Origin of the sequence: Kitasatospora sp. NBC_01300 (genome assembly GCF_041435235.1) — a bacterium.
In the GTDB taxonomy this organism is placed as follows: domain Bacteria; phylum Actinomycetota; class Actinomycetes; order Streptomycetales; family Streptomycetaceae; genus Kitasatospora.
The window spans coordinates 2,068,643-2,084,274 of the sequence record NZ_CP108408.1; the positions used below are offsets into that span (position 1 = coordinate 2,068,643).

Genomic DNA, 15,632 nt, shown 5'->3' on the forward strand with positions numbered 1-15,632 from the left:
CACCAGTCGACCAGATCCTGACACCGGGGTTATTCCGTGAAAAAGCTCTCCGCACGACGGCGCCACCCATTGGCGGCGCTGGTCGTCCTACTTCTCGCCCTGGCGGCAACCGGGGGGCTGTACGCCGCGTTCGCGCCCGCCGACAAGGCGCAGGCCGACGTCGCCGCGCAGTCGCTCGCGATCGATGAGGGCAAGAAGCTCTTCGCCGTGGGCTGCTCCTCGTGCCACGGCCTGAACGGCCAGGGCAGCAGCGACGGTCCGAGCCTGGTCGGCGTCGGCTCCGCCTCCGTCGACTTCCAGGTCGGTACCGGCCGCATGCCGGCCCAGCAGCCCGGCGCCCAGGTGCCGCGCAAGAAGAACATCTACTCGCAGGCGGAGATCGACCAGCTCGCCGCCTTCGTCGCCTCGCTCGGCCCCGGCCCGGTGACGCCGACCCCGGAGCAGTACACCTCGACCAACCCGGATGACATCTCCAAGGGTGGCGAGCTGTTCCGCACCAACTGCGCCCAGTGCCACAACTTCGCCGGCCAGGGCGGTGCCCTGACCAAGGGCAAGTACGCCCCGTCGCTGGAGGGCGTGGACGCCAAGCACATCTACGAGGCCATGCAGACCGGCCCGCAGAACATGCCGTCGTTCCCGGACACCACCATGCCCGAGGAGCAGAAGAAGCAGATCGTGGCCTTCGTCCGCCACACCACCTCCGATGAGCCCAACCCCGGTGGTCTCACGCTCGGCAGCCTCGGTCCGGTGACCGAGGGTCTGTTCGGCTGGATCTTCGGTCTCGGCACGCTCATCGCGGTCGCGATCTGGGTCGCCGCCCACACCACCAAGGCCAAGAAGTCATGAGCCACGACATGTCAGAAGACAAGCTTCCGGAGTCACACGGCTCCGCCGGTGACGTCGCCGCGCACGGCGACCCGTTCGCCGACCCGGGCCTGCCGGCCCACGAGCCCCGCCGCACCGACATCGACGAGCGGGCCGCCAAGCGGGCCGAGCGTCAGGTCTCGCTGATGTTCGTGGTCTCGATGCTCGCCACCATCGGCTTCATCGCCTCGTACGTGGCCATCGACCCGGACAAGATCGTCTACATCTTCCCGCTCGGTCACGTCAGCGCACTGAACTTCGCGCTCGGCCTGACCCTGGGCGTCGCGCTGTTCATGATCGGCGCGGGTGCGGTCCACTGGGCCCGCACGCTGATGTCGGACGTCGAGCTGCCGGCCGAGCGCCACCCGATCGAGGCTGACGACGAGGTCCGCGCGGACGTCATCGAGCAGTTCAAGACCGGTGCCGCCGAGTCCGGCTTCGGCCGCCGCAAGATGATCCGCAACACCCTCATCGGCTCCATGGCGCTGGTCCCGCTCTCCGGCGTGGTCCTGCTCCGCGACCTCGGGCCGCTGCCCGAGAAGAAGCTGAAGGAGACGGGCTGGAACGAGGCGACCCCGGCCCAGCCGCTGCAGCTCATCAACATGAGCACCAACCTGCCGATGAAGGCCGAGGACATCGTCATCGGCTCGCTGACCTTCGCCATGCCCGAGGGTCTGCACGTCCACGACGAGGACTTCCAGCAGGCGATCGCCAAGGACGCCCTGATGCTGGTGCGCATCGCGCCGGACGACATCAAGGACGACCGGTCGCGGGAGAAGGGCTTCGAGGGCATCCTCGCCTACTCCAAGATCTGCACCCACGTCGGCTGCCCGATCAGCCTGTACGAGCAGCAGACCCACCACGCGCTCTGCCCCTGCCACCAGTCGACCTTCGACCTGGCGGACGGCGCGCGCGTGATCTTCGGCCCGGCCGGCCACCCGCTGCCGCAGCTGAAGATCATCACTGACGAGAAGGGCTACCTGGTCGCCACCGGCGACTTCGACGAGCCCGTCGGCCCGAGCTACTGGGAGCGTGCTCGATGAGTACGAGCAGCACCACCGGTGCCGCCAAGCCCGCCAGCACGCGCGCCAAGCCCGCCAACAAGTGGGAGGCCGCTGCTGACTGGACGGACGGCCGGGTGGGGATCTACTCCCTCGCCAAGGCCAACCTGCGCAAGATCTTCCCGGACCACTGGTCCTTCATGCTCGGCGAGATCTGCCTCTACACGTTCGTCATCATCATCCTGACCGGTGTCTACCTGACGCTGTTCTTCAAGCCGTCGATGGCCGAGGTCGTCTACAACGGCTCGTACGTGCCGCTCAAGGGCATCGGGATGTCCGAGGCGTACGCCTCGACGGTGGACATCAGCTTCGAGGTCCGCGGCGGTCTGCTGATCCGGCAGATCCACCACTGGGCCGCCCTGGTCTTCGTGGCCGCGATGCTCGTGCACATGATGCGCGTGTTCTTCACCGGCGCGTTCCGCAAGCCGCGTGAGATCAACTGGGTCTTCGGCTTCCTGCTGCTGATCCTGGGCATGTTCGACGGCTTCTTCGGCTACTCGCTGCCGGACGACCTGCTGTCGGGTACCGGTATCCGGTTCATGGAAGGCGCGATCCTCGCCGTCCCGCTGGTCGGCACCTACATCCAGATGTTCCTGTTCGGGGGCGAGTTCCCCGGCCACGACATCGTGCCGCGCTTCTTCACGATCCACGTGCTGCTGATCCCGGGCATCATGCTCGGCCTGCTGGTGGCGCACCTGATCCTGGTCTTCTACCACAAGCACACCCAGTGGGCGGGCCCGGGCAAGACCGAGAAGAACGTCGTCGGCATGCCGCTGATGCCGGTCTACATGGCCAAGGCCGGTGGCTTCTTCTTCCTGGTGTTCGGCCTGATCGCCGCCATCTCGGCGATCGCCACGATCAACCCGATCTGGGCGTACGGCCCGTACCGCCCGGACCAGGTGTCCACGGACGCCCAGCCCGACTGGTACATGGGCTTCTCCGAAGGCCTGATCCGCGTCATGCCGGGCTGGGAGGTCGGCCTGTGGGGCCACACCCTGAACCTGGGTGTCTTCATCCCGCTGATGATCTTCCCGCTGGTCCTGGTCTCGATCGCGGTCTACCCGTTCATCGAGGGCTGGATCACCGGCGACAAGCGCGAGCACCACATCCTGGACCGCCCGCGCAACGCGCCCGTCCGCACCGCGCTCGGCGCCGCCTGGATCAGCCTGTACCTGGTGCTGCTGGTCGGTGGTGGCAACGACCTGTTCGCCACCCACCTGCACCTGTCGATCAACTCGATCACCTACTTCGTCCGCGTCGGCTTCTTCGCGGTGCCGGTCATCACCTTCATCGTCACCAAGCGCTGGTGCCTCGGCCTCCAGCGCCGGGACAAGGAGAAGGTGCTGCACGGCCGCGAGACGGGCGTCATCAAGCGCCTGCCGCACGGCGAGTTCGTCGAGGTGCACGCCCAGCTGCCGCAGAAGGACCTGTACAAGCTCACCGCGCACGAGCAGGTGCAGCCGGTCGAGCTGCCGGCCCAGACGGACGAGAACGGCGTGGCCGCCAAGGCCGGCCTGCTCGGCCGCACCCGGGCCAAGCTGTCCCGCGGCTTCTACGGCGGCGGCGCGCAGATCCCCAAGCCGACCTCCGAGGAGCACCACGAGATCACCAGCGGCCACGGCCACCACTGATCCCGTACGCCCCGCAGCGTCACACCCGAGGGCCGCTGACCAGAGTTCTTCTGGTCGGCGGCCCTCGGGCTTTCCCGTCCCCCGTCCGCACCCTCCAGGAGCTCCCGTGCAGCTGTCCGTCGACCCCGCCGCCGCCACTCCCCCGTACGAGCAGATCCGGGCCCAGATCGCCGAGCGGGCCCGTTCCGGCGAACTGCCGACCGGGCTGCGGCTGCCCACCGTCCGGGCCCTGGCCGAGGAGCTGGGGCTGGCCGCCGGGACGGTCGCCCGGGCGTACCGGGAGCTGGAGGCGGACGGCGTGGTGGAGACCCACGGCCGGCGCGGCACGCTGATCGCGGCCACCGGCGACACCGCGCACCGGCTGGCCGCCGCGGCCGCCGCCGAGTACGCCGAGCGGGCGACCCGGCTCGGGCTCCCGCGGGCGGACGCGCTGGCCGCCGTGGACGCCGCCCTGCGGCTTGCCTACCAGGAGGGCTGAGAAGGCCCTCCAGGGGCCCTCAGACCTCCGGGCGGATCATCCCCGAGGCGTGGGCCTGGGAGGCCGGTGCGGTGGTGCTGACGGGCTGTCCGAGGGCACTGTGCTTGACCCAGTCCGTCCAGGAGATGTTCCAGTCCCCGAAGCCGTTGCCGAACGGCTCCATGGTGGCGCCGCGGCTGTTCACCACCGTCACCAGGTCCCCCACCCTGGTGTTCTGGAAGAACCACTTGGCGTTCTCGGTGCTCATGCCGGTACAGCCGTGGCTGACGTTCTCCAGGCCCTGCGAGCGGACCGACCAGGGCGCCGCGTGGACGTACTCGCCGCTCCAGGTGACGCGGGTGGCCCACTCCACGTCGAGGTCGTAGAACTCCGAGCTCCCGACCTTTATCCCGATCGTCTCGCCGTTCATCCGGACGGACCGCTCCTGGCCGAGCACCACCTTGACGCCGTTGCGGGTGTCGAAGCCGGGCTTGCCGGTGGTCACCGGGATGCTCCGCACCAGCTCGCCGTCACGGCTGAGGGTGAGCTGGTGGGCGGCCGCGTCGACCAGCGTCTCGACCCGGGCGCCGATCCGCAGGCCCAGCGTGCTGCGGTCGCCGCCGTAGAGGCCGTCCTCGATCCGGACGCCGGTGCCGTCGAAGGACAGCGAGACGGTCGTCCCGGCCGGCCAGTACTCCTGCGGGCGGAAGTGCAGTTCCTTGTCGCCCACCCAGTACCAGGCGCCGGTGACGGCGGGCTGGGAGCTGACGGTCAGGACGCGCTCGACCTCCTGGCGGGCCTGCGGGTCCTGCACGGCCTCGGAGAGCTGCACGGTGAGCGGCTGGCCGACGCCGTAGATGCCGCTGCCGGAGGAGTCCGGGCCCAGCTTGGCGGTGAGCAGGCGCTGGGCGGCGAGGGTGCTGAAGTCCGCGGTGGTGTCGCCGCGGCCGCCCTTGCCGTCGTCGGCGGCGATCCGCACCGAGTAGTCGGTGTCGGCCTTCAGCCGGCCGGTGGTCTGCCAGCTGTGCTGGTCCTCGGCGAGCTGACCGGCCACCACCCGGCCGTCCGGGCCGGTCACGGTGACGTCGGTGAGCCGGCTGCCGGGCACGGACGTCACCGTGACCGGCTTGGAGGGGTCGACCTTGCCCCCGCCCTCGGCCGAGAGGTGGACGAGCGCGGCCGCGTCGATCCGGTGGGGGCCGACCGCCTCGCCGCCGCCGGACGAGCAGGCGGCCAGCGGGGCCAGTACTACGAGGGTCAGCGAGATGCCGCCGATACCTGCGATTCCGCGCCTGTCGGCCATGAAACGCCTCCGAGGGTCCGCACGATTGCTCAGATCGTAGGAACGAGGCTGGCCTGAGCGACATCGGAGCGACCCCGTGTTCACCCGGGTGAGTGGTTTCGTCACCCTGGAGACGCAACGGGGCCGGTCCTCCCCGTGCGGGGAGGACCGGCCCTGTCGTCGTCGGCGGAACCCGGGAACCTACTGGTTCTGGTTCTCGCCCCGGTAGAACTCGAAGACCCAGCCGAAGAGGCCGATCAGGATGATCGGGATCGACCAGAACAGCAGCCACCAGCCGAAGATCACTCCGAGGAACGCCAGCGAACCGCCGATCGCCAGGGAGAGCGGCTGCCAGCTGTGCGGGGCGAAGAAGCCCAGCTCGCCGGCGTCGTCCGCCACCTCGGCCTCGGGGTTGTCACCCGCGCCGCTGTCCACCCGGCGGGCGGTGAAGGCGAGGTAGTACCCGATGAAGGCGCAGAGCGCGAAGGCGAGGAACAGCGCCGTGGTGCCGGCCGCCTCGATCCCGTGCTCCGAGTGGTTGGTCCACAGGCCGTAGGTGACGGCCATCGCGAGGACGAAGACGGCCAGGCCGAGGAAGATCTTTCCCTGTTCCTTCATCAGACGTCGCCCTCCTTCTTGCCCTTTTCCAGCTTCGGGGCGTCGTACTTCGCCGGGGTCACGCCGGCGAGGTGCTTGGCCGGCTCACCGTGGTTCTCCAGGTAGTCCAGCGCGGCGATCTCCGGGTGGTGGAGGTCGAAGGCCGGGGATTCGGAGCGGATCCGGGGCAGGGTGAGGAAGTTGTGCCGCGGCGGCGGGCAGGAGGTCGCCCACTCCAGCGAACGGCCGTAGCCCCACGGGTCGTCGACCTCGACCTTCTCGCCGTACTTGGCCGTCTTCCACACGTTGTAGAGGAACGGCAGCATCGAGGCGCCGAGCACGAACGAGCCGATGGTCGAGACGGTGTTCAGCGTGGTGAAGCCGTCCGAGGCCAGGTAGTCGGCGTAGCGGCGGGGCATGCCCTCCGCGCCGAGCCAGTGCTGGACCAGGAAGGTGGTGTGGAAGCCGAAGAACAGCGTCCAGAAGGTGATCTTGCCGAGGCGCTCGTCCAGCATCTTGCCGGTCATCTTCGGCCACCAGAAGTGGAAGCCGGCGAACATCGCGAAGACGACGGTGCCGAAGACCACGTAGTGGAAGTGGGCGACGACGAAGTACGAGTCCGAGACGTGGAAGTCGATCGGCGGGGAGGCCAGCAGCACACCGGTCAGACCACCGAAGAGGAAGGTGACCAGGAAGCCGACCGTCCAGAGCATCGGCGTCTCGAAGCTCAGCGAGCCCTTCCACATGGTGCCGACCCAGTTGAAGAACTTCACACCGGTCGGGACCGCGATCAGGAAGGTCATGAAGGAGAAGAACGGCAGCAGCACCTGCCCGGTGACGTACATGTGGTGCGCCCACACCGTCACGGACAGACCGGCGATCGCGATGGTGGCCGCGATCAGGCCGGAGTAGCCGAACATCGGCTTGCGGCTGAAGACCGGGATGATCTCCGACACGATGCCGAAGAACGGCAGCGCGATGATGTACACCTCGGGGTGGCCGAAGAACCAGAACAGGTGTTGCCACAGCATCGCCCCGCCGTTGGCGGGATCGAATACGTGGGCCCCGAATTTACGGTCCGCCTCCAGGGCGAACAGCGCGGCGGCCAGGACCGGGAAGGCCAGCAGGACCAGCACGGCGGTCAGCAGGACGTTCCAGACGAAGATCGACATCCGGAACATCGTCATGCCGGGCGCGCGCATGCAGATGATCGTGGTGATGAAGTTGACCGCACCGAGGATCGTGCCGAAGCCGGAGAAGGCCAGACCCATGATCCACATGTCGGCGCCGACGCCCGGCGAACGGACCGCGTCCGACAGCGGGGAGTAGGCGAACCAACCGAAGTTGGCCGCGCCGTTCGGGGTCAGGAAGCCCGCCACCGCGATGGTCGAACCGAAGAGGTACAGCCAGTACGCGAACATGTTCAGACGCGGGAACGCCACGTCCGGGGCGCCGATCTGGAGCGGCATGATCCAGTTCGCGAAGCCGGCGAACAGCGGCGTCGCGAACATCAGCAGCATGATCGTGCCGTGCATCGTGAACGCCTGGTTGAACTGCTCGTTCGACAGGATCTGGGTCCCGGGACGAGCCAGCTCGGCACGCATGACCAGCGCGAGGATGCCGCCGATCAGGAAGAAGGCGAACGACGTGCCCAGGTACAGGGTGCCGATCGTCTTGTGGTCGGTGGTGGTCAGCCACTTGATGATGGTCGAACCCGGCTTGCGGGTCCGCTGCGCCCCGACCGTGACGGCCCCGGCGCCCCCGCCGGCCGCGGCGGGCTCGTTGAGGATGGTCACTTCTCTTCACTTCCCATGGTCGTGATGCCGGAGGGCAACGCGCCGGTCTGGCCCTTGGCCCGGAGGTCCGCCAGGTGCTTGTCGTAGTCGGCGCGGTCGACGACCTTGACGTTGAACAGCATGCGCGAGTGGTCGACGCCACAGAGCTCCGCGCACTTGCCCATGTACTCGCCCTTGACGGTGGGGGTGACCTCGAACCTGTTCACCACGCCCGGCACGACGTCCATCTTCATCATGAAGTTGACGGGCCAGAAGTCGTGGATGACGTCACGCGAGGTCAGCCGGAACTGCACCGACTCGTTGACCGGCAGCCAGAGGGTCGGAACCTCCTTGGGCGTACCGACGTCGTACGCGGCGTCCTTGTTGGCCGGGTCGGGGTCCTCGGTGTTCTCGTAGTTGAACGCCCAGCTCCACTGGAAGCCGACCACGTTGACCGTGTGCTGCGGCTTCTCGGAGACGGCGATCAGCTTCGACTCGTCGCGGGCGACGAAGTAGAAGAGCACCGACACGATGATGATGGGGACCGCGGTGTAGAGCGCCTCGATGGGCACGTTGTACCGGGTCTGCGGGGGGACCTCCACGCCGGTGCGGCTGCGCCGGTGGAAGATCACGCTCCAGATGATCAGACCCCACATCAGTACGCCGACCACCAGAGCCGCGATCCAGGAGCCCTGCCACATCTGGAGGACCATCGGCCCTTCCTTGGTGACGGGGCTCGGGAGGCCAAGCCTGGGGAGGTCGTTGGCCGAGCAGCCGGTGGCGGTCGCGATGACGAGGCCCAGTGCCAGCGCCTGAGGCAGCTTCCGCCGCATCGTGCGCCGCGGCGAGCGGTCGGAGCCGTTGGGACTCACGTAGCGCCTTCCCGAAGTCTCGCCCGCCTTCGCGTCGCCCCGCGGAGGATTGTGAGCCTCCCCGGCGACCCGTCCACGGGCACGGTTTGAATGCTTATGCGGGCCAAACCCTACTCCAGCCTTATGCGCTCCTGACGGGCAGCCCCCGGTAACGCGCCGCCCGGTCGCCCGATCAGGCCCGGCAGGGGCTGCGCCGCAGGTCATCGTAGGCATTCGAGGTCCTTACGCCCGATCGGGGGATGACCTCGAACTACGCGGGTGACGGTCCGTCGGACGCGGACGAAGCGGACATTCGGGGTGATCGACTGACGGCCGGTAAGCGACGTCGTCGGACCGGAACGGCTCCGGGTGTGTCGTTAAATGTGACCGTGTACTTCGATGCGGCCTCGACGGCCCCGCTGCACCCCGTCGCACGACAGGCGCTGACCGCCGCCCTGGACGAGGGCTGGGCCGATCCGGCCCGGCTGTACCGCTCCGGCCGGCAGGCCCGGATGCTGCTGGACGCCGCCCGCGAGACGGTGGCCGAGGCCCTGGGCGCCCGGGCGGACGAGATCGCCTTCACCGCGAGCGGGACGCAGGCGGTGCAACTCGGCATGCTGGGCGGGCTGGCCGGCCACCGGCGGCGCGGCGGCCACCTGGTGCACTCGGCGGTCGAGCACTCCAGCGTGCTGCACGTCGCCGAGCGTCAGGAGGCGGGCGGCGGCACCGTCTCGGTGGCGCCGGTGGACCGCGGCGGCCGGGTCGACCCGGACGTGTTCGCCGCGCTGCTGCGCGCGGACACCGCGCTGGCCGTCCTGCAGAGCGCCAACCACGAGGTGGGGACGGTCCAGCCGGTCGGCGAGGTCGCCGGACACTGCCGCGAGGCCGGTGTCCCGCTGCTGGTCGACGCGGCGCAGAGCGTCGGGCGGATGGACGTCCCGGCCGGCTGGTCGCTGCTGACCGCCAGCGCGCACAAGTGGGGCGGGCCGCCCGGCGTCGGGGTACTGGCGGTGCGCAAGGGCGTCCGGTACGCCTCGCCGCTGCCGGCCGACGAACGCGAGGGCGGGCGGGTGCCCGGCTACGTCAACGTCCCGGCGATCGTCGCCGCGGCCGCCTCGCTGCGGGCCGTCCGGGCCGAGGCCGCGCGGGAGAACGCCCGGCTGCACGCGCTGGTGGAGCGCATCCGGGCCCGGGTGCCGCAGCTGGTGCCCGAGGTGGAGGTGGTCGGCGACCCGGTGCGGCGGCTGCCGCACATCGTCACCTTCTCCTGCCTGTACGTGGACGGCGAGGTGCTGCTCACCGAACTGGACCGGGCGGGCTTCGCGGTCTCCTCCGGCTCCTCCTGCACCTCCTCCACCCTGACGCCGAGCCATGTGCTGGCCGCGATGGGGGTGCTCACCGAGGGGAACGTCCGGGTCTCGCTGCCGCCCGGGACGGCCGAGGCCGACGTCGAACGCTTCCTCACCGTGCTGCCGGAGCTGGTCGCGGGCGTCCGGGCGCCGCTCGGGCTGGACCTGCCGGCCCCGGAGCCGGAGCCGGCGGCCGGGCCCCTGCTGGTGATCGACGCGCTGGGCAAGCGCTGCCCGCTGCCGGTCATCGAACTGGCGAAGCGGATCGGCGAGGTGCCGGAGGGCGGCACGGTCGCCGTGCTCGCGGACGACGAGGCCGCCCGGCTGGACATCCCGGCCTGGTGCGGGATGCGCGGTCAGGAGTACGCGGGCGAGGCCCCGGCCGCCGACTACGGCGGCGACCGGGGCTCGGCCTACCTCGTCGTCCGGCGGACTACTTGACCAGGTGCGCGCGGATGTCCGCGGCGGCCTCGGCGCCGTAGGCGTCCTCGAAGCGCTTCAGGAAGGCGGTCGGGCGCAGCTCGTACTCCTGGGTGCCGACGGTCTCGATCACCAGGGTGGCGAGCATGCAGCCGAGCTGGGCGGCGCGCTCCAGGTCGAGCTGCCAGGACAGGCCGGCCAGGAAGCCGGCCCGGAAGGCGTCGCCGACGCCGGTCGGGTCGACCTTCGCCTCCTCGGCGGCGCAACCGACCAGGATCGCCGCCTCGCCCTTGCGCTCGATCCGCACGCCCTTGCTGCCCAGGGTGGTGATCCGGGTGCCGACCCGGGTGAGGATCTCCTCGGCGTCCCAGCCGGTCTTGCTCTCGATCAGCGCGGCCTCGTACTCGTTGGTGAAGAGGTACGCGGCGCCGTCGACGATCTCGCGGATGTCGTCGCCGTCCAGGCGGGCCAGCTGCTGGGAGGGGTCGGCGGCGAAGGCGAAGCCGCGGGTGCGGCACTCCTGGGTGTGGCGGACCATGCCCTGCGGGTCGTCGGCGCCGATCAGGACGAGGTCGAGGCCGCCGACGCGGTCGGCGATCGGCTTGAGCTCGATGTTGCGGGCCTCCGCCATGGCGCCGGTGTAGAACGAGGCGATCTGGTTGTGGTCCTCGTCCGTGGTGCACATGAAGCGGGCGGTGTGCCGGGTCTCGGAGATGTGGACGGAGTTGCAGTCCACGTTGTTGCGCTCCAGCCAGCTGCGGTACTCGGCGAAGTCCGCGCCGGCCGCGCCGACCAGGATCGGGCGCAGCCCGAGCACGCCCATGCCGAACGCGATGTTCGGCGCGACTCCGCCGCGGCGGATGTCCAGGGTGTCGACCAGGAAGGACAGCGACACGGTGTGCAGCTGCTCGGCGACGAGCTGGTCGGCGAACCGACCGGGGAACGTCATCAGGTGGTCGGTGGCGATCGAGCCGGCGACGGCGATACGCACGGGAGGTCTCCTCAGGATGGCTGCGGGGCCAACGGGCAAGCACGGGTGAACCCACACACGGTACCGGGCTGGGGGCGGGCGGCAGCAAGACCGCCGCAATCCGCCGGCCCGCAGTGCCATCGTGGCACCCGTCACCGTCGAACGTGTACTACCTCCGGGTAGCACTGGTGGGTGGGCCGAACCCCGGCCTAGGGTCGGCAGCAGGGGCCCCGCCGAGCCGGGCGGGCCCCGTCGTCGACCGTGGCAGTGCGGCCACGGCCATGGATCGGAGCGATGCCCGATGATGCCCAGCCACGCCCCGCTGCCCGCCCTGCGGACCGAAGCCGACGGCGAGAGCCTCGACGCGCTGGTGAGTTCGTCCCGGCGGCTGCGCCGGTTCTGGCCGCTGCTGGCGACCGGCCCCGAGCCGGCCGCGCCCGCCCGGGAGGGGTTCCGGGTGCCGTCCGACGCGCAGCGGCTGGTCGCCGGGATGGCCGAGTACGGCATGTGACCCGGCGCCCGCCCCGGCCCGGGGCGGGTGGAACCGGAGTGGAACCGGATCCGACCGGGTCACGTCACATCCGCGCGGAGCGGCCGAGCGGGCGGCACCGCTGAGCCCTCGGGAGGATGTGCAGATGGACCTGGAGACGATGCCCCGGCGCGGTCGGCGGGCGGTGGCCCTGGCGGGCCTTGCGCTGGCGGCGGTGGTGACGGTGGCCGGGTGCAACGGGGACGGCAAGACCTCGTCGGACTCGGCGGCGGCGCGCGCGGCCACGACCTCGGCGGGCGCGAGCACCTCCCCGGAGGCCCCGGCGTCCTCCGGCGCCCCGTCCGCGCCGGCTCCGACGGCGAGCCCGTCGGCCACGTCGGACCAGCCCGGCCAGACGCCGCCGACCAAGTGGGCCCCCACCGCGGCCTCGCCCGCCCCGGGGCAGCCGTCGACGGCCGGTTCCGGGGGCACTCCCCCGGGCCCCGGGATCGCGGTGGGCGAGCCCGACCCGGCCGGGTCGGGGGCGCGCCCGGCGGTCTCCTACCGGGTGGACGGCAGCAACGGGCTGACCGTCTACTTCTTCGGCGGGGTCTGCCAGAAGTACGCGCTGAAGGCGGACGAGTCGCACGCCGGCCGGGTGGACGTCAGGATCGTGGTGGCGGCGCCGGTGCAGCCCGGGCAGGTCTGCAACGCGCTGGCCAAGCGGCAGTCGGTGTCCGCCGATCTGCGCTCGCCGCTGGCCGGGCGGACGGTGACCGACCAGTCGAGCGGCCAGAACGTGCCGCTGGAGGCCGATCCGCACATGGGCCCGGACCCGGTCACTCCGGATGTCGCCGGCCAGTAGCCGCGACGACCCGGCAACCGCGACGACGGTGCGGAACGCGGAAGGCGGCCCCGGGGATGATCCCCGGGGCCGCCTCCGTACCGCGGCTCGAACGAGCGTCGAGCGGTGCTGCCTAGCTGAACGAGTCGCCGCAGGCGCAGGAGCCGGTGGCGTTCGGGTTGTCGATCGTGAAGCCCTGCTTCTCGATGGTGTCGACGAAGTCGACGGTGGCGCCGCCCAGGTACGGGGCGCTCATCCGGTCGGTGACGACCTTGACACCGTCGAAGTCCTTGAGCACGTCGCCGTCGAGCGAGCGCTCGTCGAAGAACAGCTGGTAACGCAGGCCGGAGCAGCCACCGGGCTGGACGGCGACGCGAAGTGCGAGGTCGTCGCGGCCCTCCTGCTCCAGCAGGCCCTTGACCTTGGCCGCGGCGGCATCGGTAAGGAGGATGCCACTCTCGACGGTGGTCTCGTCCTGGACGGTCATCTGCTTTCTCCCGGTCTTTGACGACGGTTTGCCCCCAGTGCCAACCAACGGCCGTCCGGATTCATTTCCCGAACGGCGATCGTCTTCGTCGGCTTTGCTGGTGGCGGAATTTCCGTGGGCCGGGTGTGCCACCCGCGTCCCCTACGCTCCCCATGCTCGCACAACCCGGGAGGATGGGTCACCGCCCGAGCCGCGGAATCCGGGGAACCGGCCCCGGGCCGGGCCCGCGGACGCCAGGATGGTGGCCATGATCCTGCGCCAGGTCAGGGACACCGCCGCCGACGCGGAGGCCGTCCAGGAGCTCTCCCTCGCCGCGTTCGCCGATCCGGCCCTGCCCGGTCCGGCGGCCGTACCGACCCCGTTGCAGCTCGCCCGGACCAGACACCTGGCACGCACCGATCCGGAGGGCTGCTGGCTGGCGGAGAGCGGCGGGGAGCCGGTCGGCGCGGTGCTGTCGATGCGCCGGGAGGGCCTGTGGGCGCCGTCGCTGTTCGCGGTCCGGCCGCAGGCGCAGGGCAAGGGCGTCGGGCGGCTGCTGCTGGAACGGGCGGCGGCGCACTCGCGGGGCTGCCTGCGCGGGATGGTCTGCGCGTCGGCGTCCCCGGCGGCGGCCCGCCGCTACCGGCTGGCCGGGTTCACCCTGCACCCGGCGATGCGGCTGACCGGGCGGGTGGACCGGGCCGGGCTGCTCGACCCGGGGGACATCCCGGTGCACCGGGGCGGCGCCGTCCACCGGCACCTGCTGGACTCGGTGGACCGGCGGCTGCGCGGGTCCGCGCACGGCCCGGACCACGAACTGATGCTGGGACACTTCGAGGAACTTCTGATCGCCGACGCGCTGGCCGGCAGCGGCTACTGCTACCGGGACGGCGGCGAGGTGAAGCTGCTGGCGGCCACCACCAAGCGGATCGCCGCCCGGCTGCTGCGCGAGGCGCTGGCCCGGGTGCCGGACGGGGTCGAGGCGCGGGTGGAGTTCCTGACCGCCGAGCAGGAGTGGGCGCTGGACGTCGGCCTGGAGGTGGGGCTGACCCCGCAGAGCCGGGGCTTCGTCGGGCTGCGCGGGATGCGGCCGCCGGCGCCGTACCTGCCGAGCGGCGCCTTCCTGTGAACCACGGGACGGCGGAACGACTGGACGGCGGGACGGCGGGGCCCCCGCCGGCTGCCTGCTCCGACGGGGGCCACGGGTCACCGGGGGCCGATCAGGCCATGGTGTCCAGGATCTCGCGGACCATGTCCATCGTCGTGCCCGGGTGCAGGAAGGCGAAGCGGGCGACCGTCTCGCCGTCCCAGCCGGTGGGGGTGACGAAGCCGATCTGGTCCGCGAGCAGCTGCTGCGACCAGCGGTAGTAGTCCTCGTTGGTCCAGCCCTTGCGCTTGAAGCAGACGGCCGAGAGCTGCGGGTCGAACAGCAGCTCCAGGTGGTCGGTGTCGCGGATGAGCTGGGCGGTGTCCCGGGCGAGCGTGAGGCCGGCCTCGATGGCGTCGGTGTAGGCCTGGGTGCCGTGGACGGCGAGGGAGAACCACAGCGGCAGGCCGCGGGCGCGCCGGGTGAGGTGGTAGGCGTAGTCGGTGGGGTTCCACTCGTCGCCCTCGGTGTGCAGGACGTCGAGGTAGGAGGCGTCCTGGGTGTGCACGGCCCGGGCGAGCTGCGGGTTGCGGTAGATCAGCGCGGCGCAGTCGAAGGGGGCGAACAGCCACTTGTGCGGGTCGACGACGAAGGAGTCGGCGTGCTCGATGCCGTTGTAGCGCTCACGCACCGAGGGGGCGAACAGGCCCGCGCCGCCGTAGGCGCCGTCGACGTGGAACCACAGGTCCCGCTCGCGGGCGACCTCGGACAGGCCCTCGAGGTCGTCGACGATGCCCTCGTTGGTCGTCCCGGCCGTGCCCACGACCGCGATGACGGTCTCCGGGTGCGGGTCGGCGGCCAGCGCGGCACGCAGCGCCTCGCCGGTGAACCGGCGGTTCACGGTGGGGACCTTGAAGGCCTCGACGCCGATGATGTTGAAGGTGTTCTTGACCGAGGAGTGGACCTGGTCGGCGACGGCGATCCGCAGCCGCGCCTCCGGCCCGACGCCGAGCTTGCGGCGGGCGGTGTCGCGGGCGACGACGAGGGCGGAGAGGTTGCCCGCGGAGCCGCCGGAGACGAAGGTGCCGCCGGCCGAGGCGGGCAGGCCGGCGCGGTCGGCGATCAGGCGCAGCACCTGGTTCTCGGCGGCGATCGCGCCGGCCGCCTCCAGCCAGGAGATGCCCTGCAGGGACGCGCAGGAGACCACCATGTCGAAGAGCAGCGCGGCCTTGGTCGGGGCGCACGGGATGAACGACAGGTAGCGCGGGCTGTCGGCGGAGATCACCGCGCGGGACAGCTCGTGGTCGTAGAGCTTGAGCACGTCGGCGGGGGCGTTGCCGTCCGCGTTCAGCAGACCGGCCAGCTGGGCGCGCAGGTGCTCGCCGTCACCGGGGTGGTCGAGCGGGACGGGGTCGTACTGCAGCCGGTCCCGCATGTAGTCGAAAACCAGGTCGACCAGTTCGTTGTCGGGCCGGTGCATGCGGTCGGGGGCTGCGGACACGGCTGTCC

The 15,632-nt window shown here is 70.9% G+C and carries 15 protein-coding genes; 8 read left to right on the plus strand and 7 right to left on the minus strand.

Annotated elements, in window-relative coordinates:
• Positions 1 to 36: 36 nt before the first annotated feature.
• The 4 genes from OG556_RS09240 (at position 37) to OG556_RS09255 (ending at position 4,034) form a co-directional block, all read left to right on the plus strand.
• Entirely contained in the window at positions 37 to 846 is an 810-nt protein-coding gene (locus tag OG556_RS09240) for a c-type cytochrome (protein WP_063347285.1), read from the plus strand.
• Positions 847 to 854: 8 nt separating this feature from the next.
• Complete coding sequence (locus tag OG556_RS09245; RefSeq protein WP_371516703.1) at positions 855 to 1,907, plus strand: Rieske 2Fe-2S domain-containing protein; 1,053 nt, start codon at positions 855 to 857, stop codon at positions 1,905 to 1,907.
• A complete protein-coding gene (locus tag OG556_RS09250; RefSeq protein ID WP_371516704.1) occupies positions 1,904 to 3,556 on the plus strand; it encodes a cytochrome bc complex cytochrome b subunit in 1,653 nt (550 codons plus the stop codon). Before OG556_RS09245 ends, OG556_RS09250 begins: the two co-directional genes overlap by 4 nt.
• Before the next feature lie 106 nt (positions 3,557 to 3,662).
• Complete coding sequence (locus OG556_RS09255) at positions 3,663 to 4,034, plus strand: GntR family transcriptional regulator (RefSeq protein ID WP_371516705.1); 372 nt, start codon at positions 3,663 to 3,665, stop codon at positions 4,032 to 4,034.
• A 19-nt stretch (positions 4,035 to 4,053) separates the two neighbouring features.
• Here the strand turns inward: OG556_RS09255 and OG556_RS09260 are convergent, their stop codons facing one another.
• The 4 genes from OG556_RS09260 to coxB form a co-directional block, all read right to left on the minus strand.
• Positions 4,054 to 5,316: an Ig-like domain-containing protein gene (locus tag OG556_RS09260; RefSeq protein WP_371516706.1), complete on the minus strand. Its 1,263-nt coding sequence runs from the start codon at positions 5,314 to 5,316 to the stop codon at positions 4,054 to 4,056.
• A 180-nt stretch (positions 5,317 to 5,496) separates the two neighbouring features.
• Positions 5,497 to 5,913 (minus strand): cytochrome c oxidase subunit 4, encoded by a 417-nt coding sequence (locus OG556_RS09265; protein ID WP_063347290.1) that lies wholly within the window; start codon positions 5,911 to 5,913, stop codon positions 5,497 to 5,499.
• Positions 5,913 to 7,688, minus strand: a complete 1,776-nt coding sequence (gene ctaD, locus OG556_RS09270) for a cytochrome c oxidase subunit I (RefSeq protein WP_371516707.1) — start codon at positions 7,686 to 7,688, stop codon at positions 5,913 to 5,915. The genes OG556_RS09265 and ctaD overlap by 1 nt, the downstream gene beginning before the upstream one ends.
• Positions 7,685 to 8,539: a cytochrome c oxidase subunit II gene (coxB, locus tag OG556_RS09275; protein WP_371516708.1), complete on the minus strand. Its 855-nt coding sequence runs from the start codon at positions 8,537 to 8,539 to the stop codon at positions 7,685 to 7,687. The genes ctaD and coxB overlap by 4 nt, the downstream gene beginning before the upstream one ends.
• Before the next feature lie 368 nt (positions 8,540 to 8,907).
• On the opposite strand from coxB, the gene OG556_RS09280 reads away from it, so the two are divergent.
• Entirely contained in the window at positions 8,908 to 10,308 is a 1,401-nt protein-coding gene (locus OG556_RS09280; protein ID WP_371516709.1) for a cysteine desulfurase/sulfurtransferase TusA family protein, read from the plus strand.
• Here the strand turns inward: OG556_RS09280 and OG556_RS09285 are convergent.
• Positions 10,301 to 11,278, minus strand: coding sequence for a carbohydrate kinase family protein (locus tag OG556_RS09285; RefSeq protein WP_371516710.1), 978 nt, complete (start codon positions 11,276 to 11,278; stop codon positions 10,301 to 10,303). The two genes, OG556_RS09280 and OG556_RS09285, sit on opposite strands and share 8 nt — an antisense overlap.
• 280 nt (positions 11,279 to 11,558) lie before the next feature.
• Between OG556_RS09285 and OG556_RS09290 the strand changes: the two genes are divergently transcribed.
• Together OG556_RS09290 and OG556_RS09295 are read left to right on the plus strand one after the other, a co-directional pair.
• Positions 11,559 to 11,768 (plus strand): hypothetical protein, encoded by a 210-nt coding sequence (locus tag OG556_RS09290; protein WP_350886337.1) that lies wholly within the window; start codon positions 11,559 to 11,561, stop codon positions 11,766 to 11,768.
• Between the two features lie 124 nt (positions 11,769 to 11,892).
• Positions 11,893 to 12,591, plus strand: coding sequence for a hypothetical protein (locus tag OG556_RS09295; protein ID WP_371516711.1), 699 nt, complete (start codon positions 11,893 to 11,895; stop codon positions 12,589 to 12,591).
• Between the two features lie 112 nt (positions 12,592 to 12,703).
• On the opposite strand, the gene erpA is transcribed toward OG556_RS09295, so the two are convergent.
• Positions 12,704 to 13,057 (minus strand): iron-sulfur cluster insertion protein ErpA, encoded by a 354-nt coding sequence (gene erpA / locus OG556_RS09300; protein WP_030391519.1) that lies wholly within the window; start codon positions 13,055 to 13,057, stop codon positions 12,704 to 12,706.
• Positions 13,058 to 13,304: 247 nt separating this feature from the next.
• Between erpA and OG556_RS09305 the strand changes: the two genes are divergently transcribed.
• Entirely contained in the window at positions 13,305 to 14,165 is an 861-nt protein-coding gene (locus OG556_RS09305) for a GNAT family N-acetyltransferase (RefSeq protein ID WP_371516712.1), read from the plus strand.
• A gap of 91 nt (positions 14,166 to 14,256) precedes the next feature.
• Here the strand turns inward: OG556_RS09305 and OG556_RS09310 are convergent, their stop codons facing one another.
• Entirely contained in the window at positions 14,257 to 15,624 is a 1,368-nt protein-coding gene (locus OG556_RS09310; RefSeq protein ID WP_371516713.1) for an aspartate aminotransferase family protein, read from the minus strand.
• Positions 15,625 to 15,632 lie beyond the last annotated feature (8 nt).